This window comes from Pseudomonas sp. MYb13, assembly GCF_002980075.1.
GTDB lineage: Bacteria > Pseudomonadota > Gammaproteobacteria > Pseudomonadales > Pseudomonadaceae > Aquipseudomonas > Aquipseudomonas lurida.
In genome coordinates this window covers 224898-244921 of sequence record NZ_PCQI01000007.1, presented here as the reverse complement: position 1 = coordinate 244921, position 20024 = coordinate 224898, and the positions used below count along the sequence as shown (strand labels likewise).

Annotated in this window: 19 protein-coding genes; 11 read left to right on the top strand and 8 right to left on the bottom strand. The window is 62.3% G+C overall.

Features of this window, described 5'->3' with window-relative positions:
- Positions 1-3: 3 nt before the first annotated feature.
- The 5 genes from urtE to urtA all read right to left on the bottom strand — a co-directional run bounded on the left by urtE (position 4) and on the right by urtA (position 4931).
- A complete protein-coding gene (gene urtE, locus CQ002_RS15765; RefSeq protein ID WP_046383753.1) occupies positions 4-693 on the bottom strand; it encodes an urea ABC transporter ATP-binding subunit UrtE in 690 nt (229 codons plus the stop codon).
- A gap of 10 nt (positions 694-703) precedes the next feature.
- Positions 704-1462: an urea ABC transporter ATP-binding protein UrtD gene (gene urtD, locus CQ002_RS15760; protein WP_025855702.1), complete on the bottom strand. Its 759-nt coding sequence runs from the start codon at positions 1460-1462 to the stop codon at positions 704-706.
- A complete protein-coding gene (urtC, locus tag CQ002_RS15755; protein WP_069023197.1) occupies positions 1459-2622 on the bottom strand; it encodes an urea ABC transporter permease subunit UrtC in 1164 nt (387 codons plus the stop codon). The genes urtD and urtC overlap by 4 nt, the downstream gene beginning before the upstream one ends.
- A 10-nt stretch (positions 2623-2632) precedes the next feature.
- Entirely contained in the window at positions 2633-3550 is a 918-nt protein-coding gene (gene urtB, locus CQ002_RS15750) for an urea ABC transporter permease subunit UrtB (protein ID WP_069023195.1), read from the bottom strand.
- A 172-nt stretch (positions 3551-3722) separates the two neighbouring features.
- Positions 3723-4931 carry an urea ABC transporter substrate-binding protein gene (gene urtA / locus CQ002_RS15745; protein ID WP_043274194.1) on the bottom strand — a complete coding sequence of 403 codons (1209 nt, stop codon included), beginning with the start codon at positions 4929-4931 and terminating at the stop codon, positions 3723-3725.
- 314 nt (positions 4932-5245) lie between these two features.
- Between urtA and CQ002_RS15740 the strand changes: the two genes are divergently transcribed.
- Positions 5246-8629: an ATP-binding protein gene (locus CQ002_RS15740; protein WP_105162019.1), complete on the top strand. Its 3384-nt coding sequence runs from the start codon at positions 5246-5248 to the stop codon at positions 8627-8629.
- Positions 8604-9269 (top strand): response regulator, encoded by a 666-nt coding sequence (locus CQ002_RS15735; protein ID WP_105162018.1) that lies wholly within the window; start codon positions 8604-8606, stop codon positions 9267-9269. Before CQ002_RS15740 ends, CQ002_RS15735 begins: the two co-directional genes overlap by 26 nt.
- A 103-nt stretch (positions 9270-9372) precedes the next feature.
- Here the strand turns inward: CQ002_RS15735 and CQ002_RS15730 are convergent, their stop codons facing one another.
- Positions 9373-10203: an IclR family transcriptional regulator gene (locus CQ002_RS15730; protein ID WP_105162017.1), complete on the bottom strand. Its 831-nt coding sequence runs from the start codon at positions 10201-10203 to the stop codon at positions 9373-9375.
- Positions 10204-10444: 241 nt separating this feature from the next.
- Here CQ002_RS15730 and CQ002_RS15725 point away from each other — a divergent pair, with 241 nt between their 5' ends.
- From CQ002_RS15725 to CQ002_RS15695, 7 genes are read left to right on the top strand one after another with little or no spacing between them, the layout of a single operon-like run.
- Positions 10445-11473, top strand: a complete 1029-nt coding sequence (locus CQ002_RS15725; RefSeq protein WP_098466284.1) for an ABC transporter ATP-binding protein — start codon at positions 10445-10447, stop codon at positions 11471-11473.
- Positions 11470-12315 carry an ABC transporter permease gene (locus CQ002_RS15720; protein WP_069023183.1) on the top strand — a complete coding sequence of 282 codons (846 nt, stop codon included), beginning with the start codon at positions 11470-11472 and terminating at the stop codon, positions 12313-12315. Before CQ002_RS15725 ends, CQ002_RS15720 begins: the two co-directional genes overlap by 4 nt.
- 4 nt (positions 12316-12319) lie before the next feature.
- Positions 12320-13114 carry an ABC transporter permease gene (locus tag CQ002_RS15715; RefSeq protein ID WP_069023182.1) on the top strand — a complete coding sequence of 265 codons (795 nt, stop codon included), beginning with the start codon at positions 12320-12322 and terminating at the stop codon, positions 13112-13114.
- Complete coding sequence (locus tag CQ002_RS15710) at positions 13114-13404, top strand: (2Fe-2S)-binding protein (RefSeq protein ID WP_069023181.1); 291 nt, start codon at positions 13114-13116, stop codon at positions 13402-13404. Before CQ002_RS15715 ends, CQ002_RS15710 begins: the two co-directional genes overlap by 1 nt.
- On the top strand, positions 13401-14744 hold the full coding sequence (locus tag CQ002_RS15705; RefSeq protein WP_105162016.1) for an NAD(P)/FAD-dependent oxidoreductase: 1344 nt from the start codon (positions 13401-13403) through the stop codon (positions 14742-14744). The genes CQ002_RS15710 and CQ002_RS15705 overlap by 4 nt, the downstream gene beginning before the upstream one ends.
- A complete protein-coding gene (locus tag CQ002_RS15700) occupies positions 14741-15838 on the top strand; it encodes an FAD-binding oxidoreductase (RefSeq protein WP_105162015.1) in 1098 nt (365 codons plus the stop codon). The genes CQ002_RS15705 and CQ002_RS15700 overlap by 4 nt, the downstream gene beginning before the upstream one ends.
- A 14-nt stretch (positions 15839-15852) precedes the next feature.
- Complete coding sequence (locus tag CQ002_RS15695; RefSeq protein WP_105162014.1) at positions 15853-16884, top strand: ABC transporter substrate-binding protein; 1032 nt, start codon at positions 15853-15855, stop codon at positions 16882-16884.
- A 39-nt stretch (positions 16885-16923) separates the two neighbouring features.
- On the opposite strand, the gene CQ002_RS15690 is transcribed toward CQ002_RS15695, so the two are convergent.
- Positions 16924-18285: a heavy metal sensor histidine kinase gene (locus CQ002_RS15690; RefSeq protein WP_105162013.1), complete on the bottom strand. Its 1362-nt coding sequence runs from the start codon at positions 18283-18285 to the stop codon at positions 16924-16926.
- Complete coding sequence (locus CQ002_RS15685) at positions 18282-18953, bottom strand: heavy metal response regulator transcription factor (protein WP_069023171.1); 672 nt, start codon at positions 18951-18953, stop codon at positions 18282-18284. Before CQ002_RS15685 ends, CQ002_RS15690 begins: the two co-directional genes overlap by 4 nt.
- A gap of 146 nt (positions 18954-19099) precedes the next feature.
- On the opposite strand from CQ002_RS15685, the gene CQ002_RS15680 reads away from it, so the two are divergent.
- Positions 19100-19603, top strand: a complete 504-nt coding sequence (locus CQ002_RS15680; RefSeq protein ID WP_105162012.1) for a heme-binding protein — start codon at positions 19100-19102, stop codon at positions 19601-19603.
- Between the two features lie 10 nt (positions 19604-19613).
- Positions 19614-20024, top strand: a complete 411-nt coding sequence (gene uraH / locus CQ002_RS15675) for a hydroxyisourate hydrolase (RefSeq protein ID WP_069023166.1) — start codon at positions 19614-19616, stop codon at positions 20022-20024.

Below are 20024 nucleotides of genomic sequence, written 5' to 3'. Positions count from 1 at the left end.
CGTTCACACCGACAAGTACCGACTGATCGTCGCCTCATCCACTCGATCCCGGGTTTCCTCGATCACAAACCGGCCCTTCTCGATCACCAGGAAGCGGTCCGCGATTTCCAGGGTAAACGACAGCACCTGCTCCGACACCACGATGGTCAGGTCCCGCAGGTTACGAATCTCCTTCAACGTGCGCGCAATGTCCTTGATGATCGACGGTTGGATCCCCTCCGTCGGTTCATCCAGCAACAGCACCTTGGGGTTGGTCGCCAGCGCCCGGGCGATCGCCAGTTGCTGTTGCTGGCCGCCAGACAGGTTGCCACCCTTGCGCGATTGCATGTCGTAGAGCACCGGGAACAGTGCATACAAATCCTCCGGCACCTTGCCCCGGGCCGACGCCGGCAGGCCGGTCTGGATATTTTCCAGCACCGTCATGCTCGGGAAAATCATGCGGCCCTGAGGCACATAGGCGATGCCGCGCTCTACCCGCTCATGGGTTTCCAGGGCCGACACATCGTGGCCGTCCACACTCACCTGGCCCTTCCACTGCGGCAGGATGCCCATGAGGCTCTTGAACAAGGTGGTCTTGCCCATGCCATTGCGGCCCATCACCGCGACAATCTCGCGCTTGGCCACGTTCAGGTCCAGGTCGTGGAGGATCTGGCTCTGCCCGTAGCCGCAGGACAACTGGTCGATCTTGAACATGCGCGGCTCCTCAGTGGCCCAAATACACTTCGATGACTTTCGGGTTGCTTTGCACCGACTCCATGCTGCCCTCGGCCAGCACCTTGCCCTGGTGCAGCACCGTGACCTTGTGGGCGATGCTTTTGACGAACTCCATATCGTGCTCGATCACCAGCACCGAACGGCCCTGACTGATGCGGTTGAGCAACTCGGCGGTCTGTGCCCGCTCGTTGACGCTCATGCCGGCCACCGGCTCATCGAGCATCAACAACTCGGGGTCCTGCATCAGCAGCATGCCGATCTCCAGCCACTGCTTTTGCCCGTGGGACAGCAGGTCGGCCTGCTGTTGCAACAGGTCGCCGAGGAAGATCTCCCGCGCCACCTCCTCCACCCTGGCGATCACCTGGGCGTTGCGCTTGAAGAACAGCGCGCCCCACACCTTGCGCCCGGCCGGGTAGGACATCTCCAGGTTCTCGAACACCGTGAGGTTCTCGTAGATCGACGGGTTCTGGAACTTGCGCCCGACGCCGGCGCGCACAATGTTGTACTCGCGCATCTTGGTCAGTTCCTGCCCGTCGAACTGGATACTGCCGCTGGTGGCGCGGGTCTTGCCGCAGATCAGGTCGAGCACCGTGGTCTTGCCGGCACCGTTGGGACCGATCACCACGCGGACTTCATTGCGGTCGATATACAGGTTGAGGTTGTCGACGGCCTTGAAACCGTCGAACGACACCGTGAGGCCTTCGATGGCCAGCACCGGTTTTTTCATCTCAAAGCCGACGGCGGTCATGGCTGGGTCTCCAGGATCTTGGTGTTGGCCTTGGCTTTGACCGGCGGATTCACCGGGGTCGGCGCCAGCGGTTTGCGCCGCAACAGTTTCGCCAAGCCCTGGCGCCCGTGGCTTTCCCATAACCCGGCGAGACCGTTGGGGAAATACATCACCACCGCGATAAACAGCCCCCCCATCAGGTACAGCCACAGCTCGGGGAAGGACTCGGAAAAGTAGGTCTTGCCGTAGTTCACCAGCAGTGCGCCATACACCGCACCCAGCAAGGACATGCGCCCGCCCACCGCCGCAAAGATGACCATCTCGATCGACGGCACGATGCCGACGAACGACGGCGACATAAAGCCCACCTGCAAGGCAAACATCGCCCCGCCAATCGCCGAAAACGCGGCGGCCACGCAGAACACGAAGATCTTGAAGCTGGCCACGTCATACCCCGAGAAACGCACGCGCTCTTCCTTGTCGCGCATCGCCATCAGCAGCCGACCCAGCTTGGAGGCGAGGATGAAACGGCCGATGAAGATGCAGCCGAACAGTAGCCCGGCGTTGATGAAGTACAAGATCATCTTCGCGCTGTCGGTGCGCAGGTCCCAGCCGAGCAGGGTCTTGAGGTCGGTAATGCCGTTGACGCCACCGGTCAGGCCTTGCTGGCCGACGATCAACACTGTGAGGATCAGCGCAATCGCCTGGGTGACAATGGAGAAATACACATCGCCCACGCGCCGCTTGAACAGCGCCATGCCGATGATGAACGCGAGCAGCACCGGCACCGCGATCACCGCCACCAGCGTAAAGCTCAAACTGTGGAACGGCTGCCACAGCCATGGCAGCTCGGTGATCTGGTTCCAGTCCATGAAGTCAGGGATGCCCGGTGTGGACTGGATCTTGGTGCTCTCCGGGTCCGAGGCTTCCAGCTTGAGGAACATCGCCATGCAGTAGCCGCCAACGCCAAAGAACACGCCCTGCCCCAGGCTGAGAATGCCGCCATAGCCCCAGCACAACACCAGGCCAACCGCGACAAACGCGTAGGTCAGGTATTTGCCGACCATGTTCAGGCGGAACGCATCCAGCGTCAGGGGGAATACCACCAGGATCAACAGCGCCAGCAACACGATGCCGATCAGGTTTTGCTGGCCGCCCAGCAGCTTGTCTAAAGCCTTCATCCGGTCGCCTCTACTTGCGCACTTTGATGGAGAACAACCCTTGCGGGCGCAGCATCAGGATCAGAATCACCGACGACAAGGTGAGCACCTTGGCCATCGAGCCACTGAGGAAAAACTCCGACAGCGATTGGGTCTGGGCAATCACGAAGGCCGAAGCGATGGTGCCGAACAGGCTTTGCGCGCCGCCGAACACCACCACCAGGAAGGTGTCGACGATGTACTGCGAGCCTGCCGTCGGCCCGGTGGAGCCAATGGTGGTGAATGCCGCGCCGGCCACACCGGCGACGCCGCAGCCCAAGGCAAAGGTCATGCGGTCGACCTTGCGCGTATTGATGCCCACCGCACGGCTCATCAGCCGGTTCTGCACCGTGGCGCGCACCTGCAAGCCCCAGCGTGAGCGGTACAGCATCAGAAAGATCGCAGCGGTGAGCAGCAGGGTCAGGGCCATCATGAATAACCCGTTGCGTGGAATCTCGATGGCATCGGTGAAGTTCACCGAGCCCATCAGCCAGGCCGGCGGTTCGGCGCTGACTTCCCGGGCGCCGAATACCGAGCGGAAGGTCTGCTGCATCACCAGCGACAAGCCCCAGGTGGCGAGCAAGGTGTCCAGCGGCCGCTTGTACAACCGGCTGATCATCGCCCATTCCACCAGCCAGCCGATGGCACCAGCGACGAGGAATGACAGGGCAATGGCGAAGAAGAAGTAATAGGGTTGAAAGCTTGGCGCAAAGTGCGCCGTGAGGCTGGAACACACGTAGGTGGTGTAGGCGCCGATGGTCAGGAATTCACCGTGGGCCATGTTGATCACGCCCATCTGGCCAAAGATGATCGCCAGCCCCAATGCCATCAGCAACAGCACGCAGAACACGGACAAGCCGTTGAACCCCTGCATCGCCGCGATGGCTCCAAATTCCGATAGCCATTCCATGATGATGGTCTCCTGAGAGCCAGGTTGAAGTGCAATCTGCTTTATTTAGGCGCTGGCTTGCCTGCGATGGCATCACCTCGGTTCAACTGCAAAACCGAGTCGCCTGCATCGCAGGCAAGCCTGCTCCCACACAAAGCCAGTTCCCACCGTTAGATCAATGCCAGACCTTGGGTTATTGGTAGCCTTTGGGGAACGGGTTCGGCTCGATCAGATCCGACTCGTAGATCACCTTGAACTGGCCGTTGGGCTGCACTTCGCCGATACGCGACTTGCTCCACAGGTGATGGTTCTCGTGAATCTTCACGTAGCCTTCGGGCGCCGTTTTCAGCTCGATGCCTGGCGACGCGGCCACCACTTTATCCACGTCGAAACTGCCAGCCTTCTCCACCGCCGCTTTCCACAGCCAAGGCCCGAGGTAGGCTGCCTGGGTCACGTCACCGATCACTGCGTCCTTGCCGTATTTGGCCTTGAAGGCCTCGACGAAGGCTTTGTTGTTCGGGTTGTCCAGGCTTTGGAAGTACTTCATCGACGCGTAGAAACCGGCCATGTTTTCGCCGCCGATGCCGAGCAGTTCGTCCTCGGTGACCGACAGGGTCAACAGCGTCTGCTTGGACGCGTTCACGCCCGCCGCGTTGAGTTGCTTGTAGAACGCCACGTTGGAGCCGCCCACCACTGCTGCGAACACCACGTCAGGTTTTTTCAGCTTGACCTTGTTGATCAGCGAGCCGAATTGGGTGTTGCCCAGCGGGTAGTAGTCTTCGCCGACCACTGTGCCGTGCAGTACGTTTTCGATGTGCTTGCGCGCGATCTTCATCGAAGTGCGCGGCCAGATGTAATCGGAGCCGACCAGGTAGAAGGTCTTGGCGCCCTTGGTCTTGGCGATCCAGTCGAGACTGGCGAGGATCTGCTGGGTGGCTTCCTGGCCGGTGTAGATCACGTTTTTCGACTGTTCCAGGCCTTCGTAGAAGGTTGGGTAGTAGAGCAGGCCGTTTTCTTTCTCGAAGATCGGCAGCACGGCTTTGCGCGAGGCCGACGTCCAGCAGCCGAACACGGCGGCGACTTTGTCGTTGACCAGCAGCTTCTTGGCTTTTTCGGCAAAGGTCGGCCAATCGGAAGCACCGTCCTCCTGGATCACCTTGATCTGGCGTCCCAGGATCCCGCCCGAAGCGTTGATCTGTTCGATCGCCAGGCGCTCGGCCTGGATCGAGCCGGTTTCGGAAATCGCCATGGTCCCGGTGGCCGAGTGCAACTGGCCGACGGTGACTTCGGTAGGGGTCACGGCCAGGCCTTCGTTATCGGCCAGCACACCCTGGCTGAACAGAGCGGCCGCCAGCAACGACAGGGCCAACAGCGGTTTGGAGCGGATCAATCGTGGTGCCATGGGGCGACTCCTCTGCAATGAGGGGTTCAGCATGGCGGCAGCGGGCCAGCGCGGGTATACGCAGCCTGACGTAACGGTGTACGTCATTTGACGTATGCCGCTGCGCACCATTTCGGCGCAGGATCCCGCCCGCCCCACCACCAGATCCCGTGTGGGAGCGGGCTTGCTCGCGAACGCGGTGTATTCAGTCACTGATGGACACGCTGGCCCACCGCATTCGCGAGCAAACCCGCTCCCACATTTGGATCTGCGGCGCCTTGCGGGGCATGGAACTTGCTCACTCACACCCGTCCTCTTTCCGGAGTTCTCCCACCATGCCCCCTCCTCCCGGCACCCAGCGCATCGTCAAGATCCGCCGCGACTACAACACCTGGGTCGCCGACGAGACCATGGAGGACTACGCCCTGCGCTATACCCCCAAGTCCTTTCGCAAGTGGTCGGAACTGCGCATTGCCAACACCGCCCTGGGCGCCGTGTCGTTCCTGGCGCTGGAAGCCATCGGCGGCGTGTTGGCCCTGAGCTACGGCTTCACCAACACCTTCTGGGCGATCCTCGCCATCAGCGTGGTGATCTTTCTCACCGGCCTGCCCATCAGCTACTACGCGGCGCGCTATGGCGTGGACATGGACCTGCTCACCCGTGGCGCGGGGTTTGGCTATATCGGTTCCACCATCACTTCGTTGATCTACGCCAGCTTCACCTTCCTGTTCTTTGCCCTGGAAGCGGCGATCATGGCCCTGGCGCTGGAGCTGTATTTTCATATCCCGCTGGCCTTGGCCTATGTGATCTGCTCGCTGCTGGTGATCCCGCTGGTGGCGTACGGCGTGACCCTGATCAGCCGCCTGCAGCTGTGGACACAACCGATCTGGCTGCTGTTGCTGCTTTTGCCCTATGGCTTTGTGGCATGGAAGAACCCCGACGCCTTCAGCGACTGGACCAGCTTTGTGGGGCGCAGCGGCGATGGCGGCGGCTTCAACCTGTTGGCCTTCTGTGCCGCCTGCACCGTGGCGTTGTCGCTGGTAACGCAGATCGGCGAACAGGTGGACTACCTGCGCTTCCTCCCGGAAAAAACCGCCGCCAACCGCAAGCGTTGGTGGGCCGCCCTGCTCTGCGCCGGGCCCGGCTGGATCATCCCCGGCGCGTTGAAGATGTTCGCCGGGGCGTTCCTGGCGTTCCTGGCGCTGCAACATGAAATCCCCATGGAACGCGCCGCCGAGCCAACGCAGATGTACCTGGTCGCGTTCCGCTACGTGTTCAGCTCGCCGGAGTTGGCCCTCGGCGCCATGGTGCTGTTCGTGTTCATCTCGCAGATGAAGATCAACCTGACCAACGCCTACGCCGGTTCTCTGGCCTGGTCCAACTTCTTTGCCCGCGTGACCCACAGCCATCCCGGCCGCGTGGTGTGGCTGGTGTTCAACGTGGCCATCGCACTGATGCTGATGGAGCTGGGCGTGTTCGACGTGATCGACCAGGTGCTGGGGCTCTACGCCAATATCGCGATTGCCTGGATCGGCACACTGGTGGCGGACCTGGTGATCAACAAGCCGTTGGGCCTGTCGCCCAGGCACATCGAGTTCAAGCGCGCGCACCTCTACGACATCAACCCGGTGGGCGTCGGCTCGATGCTGATTGCGTCGCTGCTGTCGATCCTTGCCCACTTCGGCCTGTTCGGCAGCCTGGCCCAGGCGGCACCACCCTTCGTCGCGCTGGGCACCGCATTGGTGATGGCGCCGCTGTTGGCCTGGCTGACCAAAGGCAAGTACTACATCGCCCGCACCAGCGACATACAGTTGATTCACCCGATCGCACCCGCGACCCACGCAGTGTGCGGGCTGTGCAGCAACCCGTTCGAGACCGCGGACATGGCGTTCTGCCCGGCCTACAGCACGCCGATCTGCTCGCTGTGTTGTTCGCTGGATGCGCGTTGCGGGGACCGTTGCAAACCCCACGCCCGCCTGGTCACCCAGTTCGAAGGTGTGCTGCGCTGGTTGCTGCCGAACACGATGATGCCGCGCCTGCACACGCGCCTGGCCCATTACCTGGGGCTTTTGCTGGCGTTGGTACTGATGCTCGCCGGCGCGCTGGCGTTGATCTACATGCAGGCGGCCCAGGGCTTGCCCCATTCGGAGACCTTGTACCAGGCGTTCTTCAAGGCGTTCCTGACCCTCTCGGTGTTGGCCGCCGTGCTCGCCTGGTGGGTGGTGCTGACCCGCGAAAGCCGGGGGGTGGCCCAGGAGGAATCCGACCGCCAGACCCTGCTGCTGATGCAGGAGATCGACGCCCACAGCCTCACCGACCAGGCCCTGCAGCAAGCCAAGGAAGCCTCGGAGGCCGCGAATGCCGCCAAGAGCCGCTACGTCACCGGGCTGTCCCACGAACTGCGCACGCCGCTCAACAGCATTCTGGGCTTCACCCAGATTCTGCAGCGCGACAGCGCCATGCCCGAGCAGCACCAGGATGCCTTGGCGACTATCCTGCGCAGCGGCTCGCATTTGGTGTCATTGATCGATGGTTTGCTGGATGTGGCCAAGATCGAGGCCGGCAAATTGCGCCTGGAACCGACTGAAATCCCCTTCCCCGAGTTGCTCCACGACCTGGAACAGATGTTCACCCCGCAAGCACGGGACAAGGGCCTGCGCTTTCGCCTGGACTGCGTGGGCAAGATCCCGGCGGTGGTGCGCGGCGATGAAAAACGCGTGCGCCAGATCCTCATCAACCTGTTGGGCAACGCGGTGAACTTCACCGACAGCGGCGAGGTGCGCCTGCGGGTCAGTTATATGCGCGAGACCGCCAACTTCGAGATTATCGACACGGGCATCGGCATCGATCCAGGGCAGTTGGAGCGGATATTCCAGCCGTTCGAACGCGGCGACCTGATGCGCCAGGACAACGGCGTGGGCCTGGGGCTGACCATCACGCGCATGCTCACGTCATTGATGGGCGGCGAGCTGCGGGTGACCAGCGAGCTGGACAAGGGCACCTGCTTCCAGGTGCGGCTGTTCCTGTCCCAGGTGCGTGCGCCGCAGGCCGTGGTGCATGTGGAGCACGACATCATCGGTTATCAAGGGGAGCGACGACGCATCCTGGTGGTGGATGACCATGTGGACCATCGCAAGGTGCTCAGTGGCATGCTCACGCCACTGGGTTTCGAAGTGATCCAGGCCAGCAATGGCCAGGACGCGATCCGCCAGGTGGCGCTGCTGGCGCCGGACCTGATCCTGATGGACCTGTCGATGCCAACCCTGGATGGCTACGAAACCAGTCGCTTGATCCGCCGCAATGCGCTGTCCACCGCGCCCATCATCGTGATCTCGGCCAACGCCTTCACCGACGACCGCGAACGCAGCATCGCCGCCGCGTGCAACGACTACCTGGCCAAGCCCGTGCACACGCCGGAGCTGCTCGGGCGCCTGCAACAGCACCTGGACCTGCAGTGGCTACGGCGTACCAAGAGCCTGGTGCCGCCCCCACCGCCCAGCGTGTTGCCCAGCCCGGAAGACCTGGCCATCCTCGCCGAACTCAGCGCCATCGGTTACGTGCGCGGCCTGCACGAAAAGCTCGACACCCTCCTTGCGCACCAGCCCGACACCGAGCCTTTCATCAGCAAGGTGCGCGGGCTGCTCAAGGGTTTCCGCCTGGATGAACTCAACCGAACCCTCAAGGAGGCCGAAGATGAATGCACTCACCCGCAGCAATGAACCCGGTGTCGTGCTGATCGTGGACGACACCCCGGATAACCTGGCGATGCTCTCGGACGCCCTCGACGATGCCGGCTACATGGTCCTGGTGGCCCTCGATGGCCTCAGCGCGTTGAACCGCGTGCAACGCCGACGTCCGGACCTGATTCTGCTGGACGCGATGATGCCCGGCCTGGACGGCTTCGAAACCTGCCGTCGGCTCAAGGCGCAACCCGCCAGCGCGGATATCCCGGTGGTGTTCATGACCGGGCTGACCGACACCCGGCACGTGGTGCAGGGCTTTGAAGTGGGTGGCAGTGACTACGTGACCAAGCCGATCCAGACCGACGAGGTGCTGGCGCGGGTGGCGGCGCATTTGCGCACGTCGCGGATTTTGTTGTCCGCGCGGGAGGCGCAACAGCCGAGTGTGCTGACGCTGGAAGATGCCCCGGCGCAAAGGCTGCTCTCGGCCCGGTTCCAATTGACCGAGCGCGAGGTGGAAGTGTTGCGCTGGGTGGCGTGCGGCAAGACCAATCGGGATATCGGCGATATCCTGGGGTTGAGCCCAAGGACGGTGAACAAGCATTTGGAGCATGTGTATGTGAAGTTGGGGGTGGAGACTCGCACAGCGGCCACGTCAGTCGCGTTGGCTGCAATCTAAAAATGTGGGAGCTGGCTTGCCTGCGATAGCGGCGGGTCAGTTTGCATCTAAGTGGCTGACATTCCGCCATCGCAGGCAAGCCAGCTCCCACATCGGATTCGCATTACCCACCAAAGGTATGCGAGGGCCGCCTCAACGTCGGATCGAACGGGTTGATCCTTGGCCCGATCGCCGCCGCTTCGCGCTTCAACAACTCCACCACCATGGGTAACCGGCTCGGCCCCAGTCGGTCACTGATGGTCGCTACACTCAACGCCGCCACTGCATGCCCGTCCCGATTGAGGATGGGCACCGCCAAGCCGGCCATGCCTTCCAGCACCCCGGTATTGCGCGCCGCGTAGCCCAGGGTGCGCACGTTCTCGACTTCCGAACGCAACAGGACTTCGTCATACAGGTGGAAGTCCTTGAGCCGTGGCAGGTTGTAGCGGATCACCGTCTCGCGCTCTTCCTCCGGCAAAAACGCCAGGATCGCCAGGCTGCCCTGCCCCACGCCCAAGGCCACCCGCCCACCGATATCGCCGGTGAAGGTGCGGATCGGGTACGGACCCTCGCTGCGGTCCAGGCAGATCGCATCGAAGCCGCTGCGCGCCAGCAGGAATAATGAATCCCCCAGTGAAGCGCTCAGGCGCAACATGCTCGGCCGCACCAGGTCACGCAGGTTGCCGGTCTTGCCGGCGTTAGCCGCCAGGGCGAAGAACTCCAGGCTCAGGCGATAACGCTTGCTGCGTGCGTCCTGCTCGACCATGCCCTCTTCCATCAGGCTGCGCAATAAACGGTGGGTGGTGGGCTGGGACAGGCCCACCTGTTGCGCAAGTTGGGTGACGCGTTCGCCGCCCTCCGGCACTTCACCCAGGGTGCGCAGCAATGCGAACAGGCGAGAGACGCCGCCCGCCCCGACTTCTTTGCCACTTTCATTTCGATCAATGGAATCCATAACAACTAATCTCTTTGTAAATTCCGGTGAGTGAATAAATACGAAAATAATAGTCCGTTCAGTGAAATTCCATCTTCCGCCCATCCTAGTCTTCGTCCTAATCTGCGTCCACAGGGGCGAAATGAACAACAACCGGCAGCCGACTCGAGATTGAGCGCCAACGCACCCGAAACACCCTTTTCGCATCTGCCCAAAACAAAAAAGCGCGTTTCGACGCGACTCATAAAGGTGGAACGCAGACATGGCATTTCTCCAACTCAACGCCTTGAGCAAACGCTACGGCGCCGTCGACGCGGTGGTCGCCACCGACCTTGCGGTGGAAAAAGGCGAGTTCGTTTCCCTGCTCGGCCCCTCGGGCTGCGGCAAGACCACCACCCTGCAAATGATCGCCGGCTTCGTTGATGTGAGCGGCGGGCAGATCCTGCTCGATGGCCGCGACATCACCCATGCCAAGCCCGCCAGCCGCGGCCTGGGCGTTGTGTTCCAGAGCTACGCGCTGTTCCCGCACATGACCGTGCGCGACAACGTCGCCTTCGGGCTGAAAATGCGCAAAGTGCCGGCCAGCGAAATCGCCAGCAAGGTCAAGACCGTACTGGACCTGGTGCGCCTGGCCCCCCACGCTGACCGTTACCCACGTGAACTGTCCGGCGGCCAGCGCCAGCGCGTGGCCCTGGCCCGTGCGCTGGTGATCGAACCGCCGGTGTTGCTGCTTGATGAGCCGCTGTCCAACCTCGACGCGAATCTGCGCGAAGAGATGCAGTTCGAGATCCGCCGCATCCAGTGCGCCGTGGGTATCACCACCTTGATGGTCACGCACGACCAGGCCGAAGCGCTGTCGATCAGCGACCGCGTGGTGGTGATGCAGGCCGGGCGCGTGACCCAGATCGACGCACCCTACAAGCTCTACGAACACCCGCGCACGCGCTTCATTTCGGATTTCGTCGGCAAGGCCAACCTGCTGCCCGGCGACTACGACCCGTTGGGCATCCCGCAAGTGCGGCATGAGCGCGGCGACGGTGAGTTGGTCCTGAGCCTGCGCCCGGAAAAGATCAGCCTGGGGGATGTCGGTTCAGGCCGCCTGCAAGGCAAGGTGCTCGACCGCTACTTCTTCGGTAGCCAATGGCTGTACCGCGTCCACACCGACCTGGGCGAAATCACCGTGGTGCGCAGCAACGATGGCAGCGCGCCGCTGGGTTGCGGCGCAGCGGTGGGCCTGGACTGGCATTGCGAACTCCTCCGTGTGCTGGCAGCGGATGAGGTGCGCACATGAGTCGTGGTTATCTGCTCTCGCTGCCGGCGCTGGTGCTGTTTGCCGGGCTGCTGATTCTGCCGCTGGGCCTGACCCTGGTGCTGTCGTTCAACGTGTTTGACTACCAGGTGGGTGTAAAAGCCGATGAATGGACCTTCGCGCACTATCTGTCGCTGTTCAGTGATTCGTACTTCTACGAGATCTTCTGGCGCACCTTCTGGATCAGCGCGCTGGTGACCCTGCTGTGCGTGGTGATCGGTGTGCCCGAGGCCTACATCCTCAGCCGCATGGGCACCCCGTGGCGCTCGATCTTCCTGATCCTGATCCTCACACCGCTGCTGATTTCGGTGGTCGTGCGCGCCTTTGGCTGGAGCCTCCTGCTGGGGGCGGACGGGCTGGTGAACCAGGTCATCCAGTTCCTCGGTGGGCGCCCGGTGAAACTGCTCTACACACCGTTCGCGGTGATCATCGCCCTGGTGCACGTGATGCTGCCGTTCATGATCATCCCGGTGTGGACCTCCCTGCAAAAGCTCGATCCGTCGGCTGAACAGGCCGCGTTGTCCCTGGGCGCCAGCCAGGCCACGGTGATGCGCAAGATCGTGCTGCCGCAGGTCATGCCCGGTGTGCTGTCCGGCACGCTGATCGTGTTCGGCCTGGCCGCCAGCTCCTTTGCGATCCCCGGCCTGCTCGGCGGACGCCGCCTGAAAATGGTCGCCACCGTGGTGTACGACCAGTACCTCTCGGAACTCAACTGGCCCATGGGCGCGACCATCGCGGTGGTGCTGCTGTTGGTCAATCTGCTGATCATGCTGAGCTGGAACCGCATGGTCGAAGGCCGCTACAAAAAATCCCTGGGAGTTTGAGCGCATGTCCAGAAACGGTCCTTTGGCCCTCGGTTTCCATGGTTTGGTCGTGCTGTTCATGATGGCGCCGCTGGTGGTGGTGTGCCTGGTGGCCTTCACTCCGGAAAACACCTTGAGCCTGCCCACATCAGGCTTCTCGCTGCGCTGGTTTCGCGCGGTGTTCGAGCGGGCTGACTTTATCCAGGCGTTCTACAACAGCCTGATCCTGGCGTTCACCGCCGCGACCCTGGCCACCTTGATTGCCGTACCGGCGGCCTTGGCGATCAGTCGGTACACGTTCCCGGGGCGCAACTTTTTCAGTGCGTTGTTCCTGTCACCGATCATCATCCCGCACCTGGTGCTGGGCGTGGCGATGCTGCGCTTGTTCGCGCTGATGGGTGTCAACGGCAGCTTTACCTGGCTGATGCTCGCGCACGTGGTGATCATCACACCGTATGTGCTGCGCCTGGTATTGGCGGCCGCGATCGGTATTGATCGCAGCGCCGAGCAAGCCGCCGAGTCCCTGGGGGCGAGTCGCTTCACGCTGTTCCGCCAGATCACCCTGCCGATGATTTTGCCCGGTGTCGCCGGGGGGTGGTTACTGGCCTTCATCAACAGTTTCGATGAAGTGACGCTGTCGATCTTCGTCAGCTCGCCGGCCACCCAAACCCTGCCGGTACGCATGTATGTGTACGCCACCGAATCCATCGACCCGATGATGGCGGCGGTGTCGGCACTGGTGATTGCGCTGACGGCAGCCACGATGATTCTGCTCGACCGGGTCTACGGCCTGGACCGCGTACTGGTGGGGAAACATTGATGGCCCTGTTCAAGCGCGTGGCCGAGACCGAACGCCCTGCCCTGTCCTTCACCCTGGACGGCCAACCTGCCAGCGGCTTGCTCGGTGACACCTTGCTCACCGCCGTACTGACCTGTGCCGAGCACCTGCGCGGCAGCGACTTCAGTGCCGAGCGGCGCGCCGGGTTTTGCCTGATGGGCGCGTGCCAGGACTGCTGGGTGCGACTTGAAGACGGCCGCCGGGTGCGCGCCTGTTCGACGCTGCTGGAAGAAGGCCAGGCGATCAGCCGTGATCCGGGGCGCCGACCATGAAGCCGGTAGTGATTGTGGGTGCTGGCCCGGCGGGTATCAGCGCAGCGCGTACGCTGCTCGACCATGGCGTCACACCTTGCCTGGTGGATGAGAGCCCGCGCGGTGGCGGGCAGATCTATCGGCGGCAACCGTTGGGTTTCCAACGCACCGCCAAGCAGGTCTACGGATTTGAAGCGAACAAGGCCGACGCCGTGCACCGCACGATTGATGAGCTGGCACCGCTGATCGACTACCGGCCGGAAACCCTGGTATGGAATGCCGAGGACGGTCGCCTGGACATGCTCAACAACGGTCGCGCCGAAAGCCTCGTGTACGCGCGCATCATCGTCGCCACGGGCGCCACCGACCGCATCCTGCCAGTGCCGGGCTGGACTTTGCCCGGTGCCTACAGCCTCGGCGCCGCGCAAATTGCCTTGAAATACCAGGGCTGCGCCATCGGCGAGCGGGTGGCGTTCTGCGGGAGCGGGCCGTTGTTGTACCTGGTCGCCTATCAGTACGCCAAAGCCGGCGCCAAGGTGGTGGCGGTGCTCGACAGCGCACCGTTCAGTGCCCAGTGCCGTGCGCTGCCGGCGCTGCTTGGGCAACCGCTGACCTTGGCCAAGGGCTTGTATTACCGCGCCTGGCTGACGGCCCACGGGATTGCCGTGCATCAGGGCGCCACGCTCAGGCAGATCGAAGGAGAACAACGGGTCACGGGTATTCGGTGGGGCGAACACAGCCTGGCATGCGACGCCGTGGGCTTTGCCCACGCCCTGCGCTGTGAGACGCAACTGGCGGATTTGCTCGGCTGTGAATTCGCCTGGAACGCGTTGAACCGCGCCTGGCTTCCACAACGCGACAGCGCCGGGCGCAGTAGCGTCAGCGGCGTGTACCTGGCCGGCGACGGCGCCGGGATCATGGGCGCCGATGCGGCGCAAATGGCTGGCGAACGTGCCGCGCTGGCGCTACTCGAGGACTCGGGCATCGCAATTGATCACCGCCGCCCCGCCGTGTTGGAACAGCACTTGGCTGGCATCCAGCGCTTTCGCCAGGGCCTCGAAACTGCCTTCCCCTTCCCTGAGCAATGGGCCGCACAGGCGCCGGATGAACTGATCCTGTGCCGCTGTGAAGAAGTCAGCGTCGGTGACGTGCGCGCGGTGGTGGACGAAGGCCACTGGGAGATCAATCGCGTCAAGGCCCACTGTCGCGTCGGCATGGGCCGCTGCCAGGGCCGGATGTGCGGGCTGGCGGCAGCGGAAATTGTCGCCGAACGCTGTGGCCGGGGCATCGAGAACGTCGGCCGCTTGCGTGGCCAGGCGCCCATCAAGCCACTGCCGTTTGGCGTGGAGGTGCAGCCATGATCGACGTCATCGTCTTGGGCGGTGGGATCGTCGGCGCATCGGCGGCCTTGATGCTCGCGCAAAAAGGCCAGCGCGTGGCGTTGGTGGAGCGGGATTTTTGCGGCTCGCATTCCAGTGGGGTGAATTATGGCGGTGTGCGCCGCCAGGGCCGGCCATTGCATCAATTGCCGCTGTCACAGCGTGCTCATCAACTGTGGGCCGACTTGCCGGGATTGATCGGTATCGACGGCGAATACGTACGCTCCGGGCATTTGAAACTGGCGCGCAGCCACACTGATTTTGCCGCGCTGCAGGCGTACGCCGTGCAGACCCGTGGCTTTGGCCTGGGCTTGCAGTTGCTCGATCACGCCGAGCTGCGCGCACGCTTCCCCTGGGTTGGCGATATCGCCGTGGGCGCCTCGTTGTGTCCGCAAGACGGCCACGCCAATCCACGCGTAGTGTCCCCGGCCTTCGCCCGTGCCGCGCAGCGCTGCGGCGCAGTGGTGTACGAGCAGGCCGAAGTGGTCCGCATCGAACATGACAGCCGCCAGTTCCACGTGCACTGCGCCACCGGCCTGCATCTACAAGCGCCGTGGTTGCTGAACTGTGCGGGCGCCTGGGCCGGCACCGTCGCTGCGCAGTTTGGCGAAGCGGTGCCGATCACCTCGGCGCACCCGGCGATGCTGGTCACCGAGCCGCTGCCAGTGGTGATGAATGTGAGCACGGGGGTGGAAGGCGGCGGTATTTACGCGCGGCAGGTCGCCCGGGGCAATTGCATCCTCGGCGGCGGTCGCGGCTTTGCCCTTGGCCCGCTGACCGCGCGCCCAGGCCAGGCAGCGGTGCTGGAGATACTGCGCAATGCCGCCGAGCTCTACCCGTTTCTCAAGGGTGCCCAGGCGATTCGCACCTGGAGCGGCACCGAAGGTTACCTCCCCGATCACGAACCGGTGATCGGTCCCAGCAGTACCCAACCTGGCCTGCTCCACGGTTTCGGCTTTGCCGGCGCCGGGTTCCAGCTCGGTCCCGCGGTGGGTGAAGCCCTGGCAGAGCTCGTCTGCGACGGGGCCAGTCGCCACCCTATCGAAGCGTTTTCCATCCGTCGTTTCCAAGCCTGAGAGGAAAAACATCCATGAACCCACGTATTGCGCTGTCCTGCTTGTCCCTCGCCCTGCTCGCCTCCACCGCGCACGCCGCGCCCACGCTGTACCTGGGCATGAACGGCGGCACCATGGAACGGGTGTACGCCGACAAGGTGCTGCCCGCCTTCGAAAAGGCCAATAACGTCAAGGTGGTGATCGTGCCCGGCACTTCGTCGGACATTCTCGCCAAGGTCCAGGCCAACAAAGACAACCCACAGATGCACGTGATGTTCCTCGACGACGGCATCATGTACCGCGCCATATCCATGGGCTTGTGCGACAAGCTCGCGCCCAGCCAGCCCCTGGAACAGATCCCGGCCAAGGCCAAAATCAAGGACGAAGCCGTGGCCGTGACCCTCGGCGTCACCGGCCTGGGCTACAACGCCAAGATGTTCAAGGAAAAGGGCTGGGCCGCGCCCACCTCGTGGATGGACCTGGCCGACCCGCGCTTCAAGGAAAAGGTCGTGTTCCAGTCGCTGGCTTCGTCCACTTTCGGCCTGCACGGTTTCCTGATGTTCAACCGCATCCAGGGTGGCGACGAGACCAATGTCGACCCAGGCTTCAAGGCCTGGCCGAAGACCGTTGGCCCCAACGTGCTGGAATACATTGCCAGCTCGGCAAAAATCTCCGAGATGGTACAGACCGACGAAGCCGCGATCTTCCCCCTCACCCCAACCCAGGTCGCCACCCAGAAGCTGCTTGGCGTGCCCATGGAGTATGCGCAACCCAAGGAAGGCGCCGTGGTGCTGAACGTGGCCGAATGCGTGATCGCGCGCAATGACCAGCCGGAGCTGGCGCAAAAACTCGCGGCCTTCCTGCTGACCGCCGAGGCCCAGGCGCCGGCGCTGGAGGAAGGTGATCAGATTCCGTCCAACCCGACCACCCCCACCACCGACAAGACCCGCGCACGGGTGGAAGCGATGCAGGGTTATCTGCAGCCCGCCATTTCGATTGACTGGGACCAGGTCAACCAGGCGCGGCCCGAGTGGAATGCGCGCTGGAGCCGGTCGATCGAGCGGTAGGCTGACATGACGGGCGCGCTCAGGCAGCGCGCTTGGCAGTCAAGTAGGAAACGCCAAGCGGAAGGTCGTGCCTGATTGATCGCTCTCCACTGTCACCCGTCCGCCATGCAATTGCATGATCGAGCGCACGATTGCCAGCCCCAGGCCACCGGAATCATCGGGCTGGTTGCGTGACGGATCACACCGGTAGAACCGTTCAAACAGCCGAGGTAGATGCTCCGCTGAAATCGGCGGGCCTTGGTTGTGTACAGAGACCTCGACCCTGTCCTCCCACACCACACTGTTGATAACCACGTCCGTCGCAGGCGATCCATAACGCAGTGCATTGGCCACCACGTTAGCCAACGCTCGACGGATCAACACCGGATCAGCACGCAACTGGGCGTGGGCATGATTGACCAGCGTCATATCGCGTTCTTGCGCGACGCCTTCGAAATACTCACACAGTTGCTCGACCAGATCATGCAGGTTGATGGGATCGTCGTGCACGGAGGCTTGCGACTGCTCGGTACGCGCGAGAAAAAGCATGCTGTCGATCATTCGCGCCAGGCGCTCATATTCCTCTTGATTGGACACCAACAGGTTTTGATAGTCCTCGACCGACCGACTGTGCCTCAGGCTTTGCTGGGTATGCCCCATCAGGTTGCTGAGCGGGGTGCGCATCTCATGGGCGAGGTCTTCCGAGAAGCGTGACAGCTGGGCGAACCCGTCTTCAAGGCGTGCAAGCATTTGATTAAGCGCCTGGCTGAGCGCTTGCAGCTCAGTCAGTTCGTTGAACTCATCCAGCCGCAGATGCAGATGGTGTGCATCGATACTGGCCGCGCGTTGCGCCAGCATACGCACCGGTTGCAAGCCTCGTCGACTGACCCACCCGCCCAGCACAAACGCCAACAAAGCCCCGACTGACATGGCGAGCCAGAGCTTGAGTCGGTAAGCCCCCAGCATCTGCTCACGCTCACCTAACAACTTGCCAGCAATCAGGGTCAAGCTTCGTCCCCCCTGCATGACATCCTTCCAGGCCAGTCGGACTCCCTGCGAAGCATCGCCGTCACCGAGCCGGGCCTGGGTTGCGGCAGGCAACGTGGGCACGCTCATGCCGACGGGGTTGATTTCGATCAGCGCCTGACCGGAGCCGTCGACAATCCAGAGCAGGTTGTCACGGTTGCCCAGCATATTTTCGTAGAGCTTGGGTCGATGTCGTAGTTGCTCGACGCTGACGCTGTCGTTTAGCAACGCTTGCATACGCTCCAGGCGACCTAGCAGCGCCTGGTCATCGCGCCAGGCGATTTCCCGTTGTAACGATTGATAAAGATAAAAACCGATGGAACCCAGCAGCAGCGCACTGACCAGCGCGAACATGACCGCCAGGCGCAGGCTCAGGGCACGCGGGAACAGTTTCAGGATTGCACCTCGAGCATGTAGCCAATGCCTCGCACGGTATGTATCAGCTTGAGCGCATAGGGGTCGTCCACCTTGGCCCGCAGTCGACGGATGGCGACATCGACCACATTGGTGTCACTGTCAAAGTTCATCTGCCAGATCTGCGAGGCAATCAACGAGCGCGAGAGCACCTCCCCTTCTCGGCTGACCAGCAGGTGCAAGAGGGCAAACTCCTTGTTGGTCAGGATCAGGCGTTCGCCCCTGCGCGTGACCTTGCGTCGCAACAGATCCAGGCTCAGGTCGGCGACCAAAAACTGCTCGACCTCACGGGGCGGCCCCCTGCGTAGCAAGGTCCGTACACGTGCCAACAACTCGGCATAGGAAAAGGGTTTGACGAGGTAATCATCGGCCCCTGACTCGAGCCCCTTGACCCGGTCTTCCACGGAATCACGGGCGGTGAGAAAAAGCACCGGGGTTTGCCACTTGCGCCGAATGACCTGAAGCAATTGCCATCCATCCAGGCCCGGCAGCATGACGTCCAGAATGATCAAGTCGAACTCACTTTCCTGCGCCAGGTACTGGCCCTCCAGGCCATCCAGGGCGACTTCGACCACGTAGCCAGATTCAGTCAGGGCTTTGTGGAGGTAATCCGCTGTTTTGGCTTCATCTTCAACGACCAGGATACGCATCTTTTCCTCCAAGGCTGGCGCATAGGCTAGCGCGCCAGACCGTTTCGTTACATTACATATTGGTAATGATGAGGCAATCATTCTGACGGAGCGCTCGGGTCATCATGCCTGGCAATGACTCAGCCAGACCAAACACAGGAAAAAGCATGCGTAAAAGCCTATCCACTTCATTGCTGGTGCCTCTCGCAATGAGCTCTGCGCTCGCCGTTGCAACGCCCGACCACGTTGTGCAGCGCAAGGACGTGTCACTGGCAATGGCCAATGACTTATTGAATGCCGCGCTGGCAGCCTGTCATGCCCAGGGGCGCACCGCCGTTGGCGCAGTCGTCGACCGTGGCGGCAACTTGGTCGCCGTCCAACGCGACGACGATGTCGGCCCGCACAACACGCTGGCGGCTCAGCGAAAAGCCTACACCGCGCTGTCGACCAAGACCCCAACACGGCTATTGGCAGAACGTGCCCGCACGACGCCGGATGCTGAGAACCTCAACACCCTGGATGAACTGTTGCTGCTAGGCGGCGGCGTGCCGTTGCTGTTTGAGGGGCAAGTCATCGGGGCTATCGGAATGGCCGGAGCCGGTGGGGCAGCAACCGATGAAGGGTGTGCATTAGCCGCTATCAACAAAATCCTACCTGCCGTCAAACACTAAGGACATGATCATGACTGTATTGAAAACCCTGTTCGCTGGCATCGTATTGAGTGTCGTATCGTCGCTGGCATCAGCGGCAACCAACCCGCTCAGCGTGCATGTGCTCAACCTACAAGATGGCCTGCCGTCAGCGGGTGTCAATGTCACCCTGGAAAAACAGTCCGGGAAGAGCTGGAACATGCTCAACCATGCAACGACGAACGAACAAGGTCGTGTGACCGGGCTGTACCCGGAAGGTCAGGCCCTGGAGAAAGGCACTTACCGTGTCACCTTCAAAACCGGTGAATGGTTCGCCGCCCACAACACCTCAAGTTTCTTCCCGGAGGTACCGGTGATTTTTGAGGTGGACGGCACTGTCCCGCACTACCACATTCCCTTGCTGCTCAGCCCGTACGGTTTCTCTACCTACAGAGGGAATTGA

Excerpts from the sequence above, each read along its gene's own strand:
- CQ002_RS15705 (WP_105162016.1), top strand. The coding sequence starts at position 13,401 with ATGAAGCCGGTAGTGATTGTGGGTGCTGGCCCGGCGGGTATCAGCGCA.
- CQ002_RS15695 (WP_105162014.1), top strand. The coding sequence starts at position 15,853 with ATGAACCCACGTATTGCGCTGTCCTGCTTGTCCCTCGCCCTGCTCGCC.
- CQ002_RS15730 (WP_105162017.1), bottom strand. The coding sequence starts at position 10,203 with ATGGATTCCATTGATCGAAATGAAAGTGGCAAAGAAGTCGGGGCGGGC.
- urtC (WP_069023197.1), bottom strand. The coding sequence starts at position 2,622 with ATGAAGGCTTTAGACAAGCTGCTGGGCGGCCAGCAAAACCTGATCGGC.
- urtE (WP_046383753.1), bottom strand. The coding sequence starts at position 693 with ATGTTCAAGATCGACCAGTTGTCCTGCGGCTACGGGCAGAGCCAGATC.
- urtA (WP_043274194.1), bottom strand. The coding sequence starts at position 4,931 with ATGGCACCACGATTGATCCGCTCCAAACCGCTGTTGGCCCTGTCGTTG.
- CQ002_RS15725 (WP_098466284.1), top strand. The coding sequence starts at position 10,445 with ATGGCATTTCTCCAACTCAACGCCTTGAGCAAACGCTACGGCGCCGTC.
- CQ002_RS15700 (WP_105162015.1), top strand. The coding sequence starts at position 14,741 with ATGATCGACGTCATCGTCTTGGGCGGTGGGATCGTCGGCGCATCGGCG.
- urtB (WP_069023195.1), bottom strand. The coding sequence starts at position 3,550 with ATGGAATGGCTATCGGAATTTGGAGCCATCGCGGCGATGCAGGGGTTC.
- CQ002_RS15710 (WP_069023181.1), top strand. The coding sequence starts at position 13,114 with ATGGCCCTGTTCAAGCGCGTGGCCGAGACCGAACGCCCTGCCCTGTCC.
- uraH (WP_069023166.1), top strand. The coding sequence starts at position 19,614 with ATGACTGTATTGAAAACCCTGTTCGCTGGCATCGTATTGAGTGTCGTA.
- CQ002_RS15720 (WP_069023183.1), top strand. The coding sequence starts at position 11,470 with ATGAGTCGTGGTTATCTGCTCTCGCTGCCGGCGCTGGTGCTGTTTGCC.
- CQ002_RS15715 (WP_069023182.1), top strand. The coding sequence starts at position 12,320 with ATGTCCAGAAACGGTCCTTTGGCCCTCGGTTTCCATGGTTTGGTCGTG.
- CQ002_RS15735 (WP_105162018.1), top strand. The coding sequence starts at position 8,604 with ATGAATGCACTCACCCGCAGCAATGAACCCGGTGTCGTGCTGATCGTG.
- CQ002_RS15680 (WP_105162012.1), top strand. The coding sequence starts at position 19,100 with ATGCGTAAAAGCCTATCCACTTCATTGCTGGTGCCTCTCGCAATGAGC.
- CQ002_RS15685 (WP_069023171.1), bottom strand. The coding sequence starts at position 18,953 with ATGCGTATCCTGGTCGTTGAAGATGAAGCCAAAACAGCGGATTACCTC.
- urtD (WP_025855702.1), bottom strand. The coding sequence starts at position 1,462 with ATGACCGCCGTCGGCTTTGAGATGAAAAAACCGGTGCTGGCCATCGAA.
- CQ002_RS15740 (WP_105162019.1), top strand. The coding sequence starts at position 5,246 with ATGCCCCCTCCTCCCGGCACCCAGCGCATCGTCAAGATCCGCCGCGAC.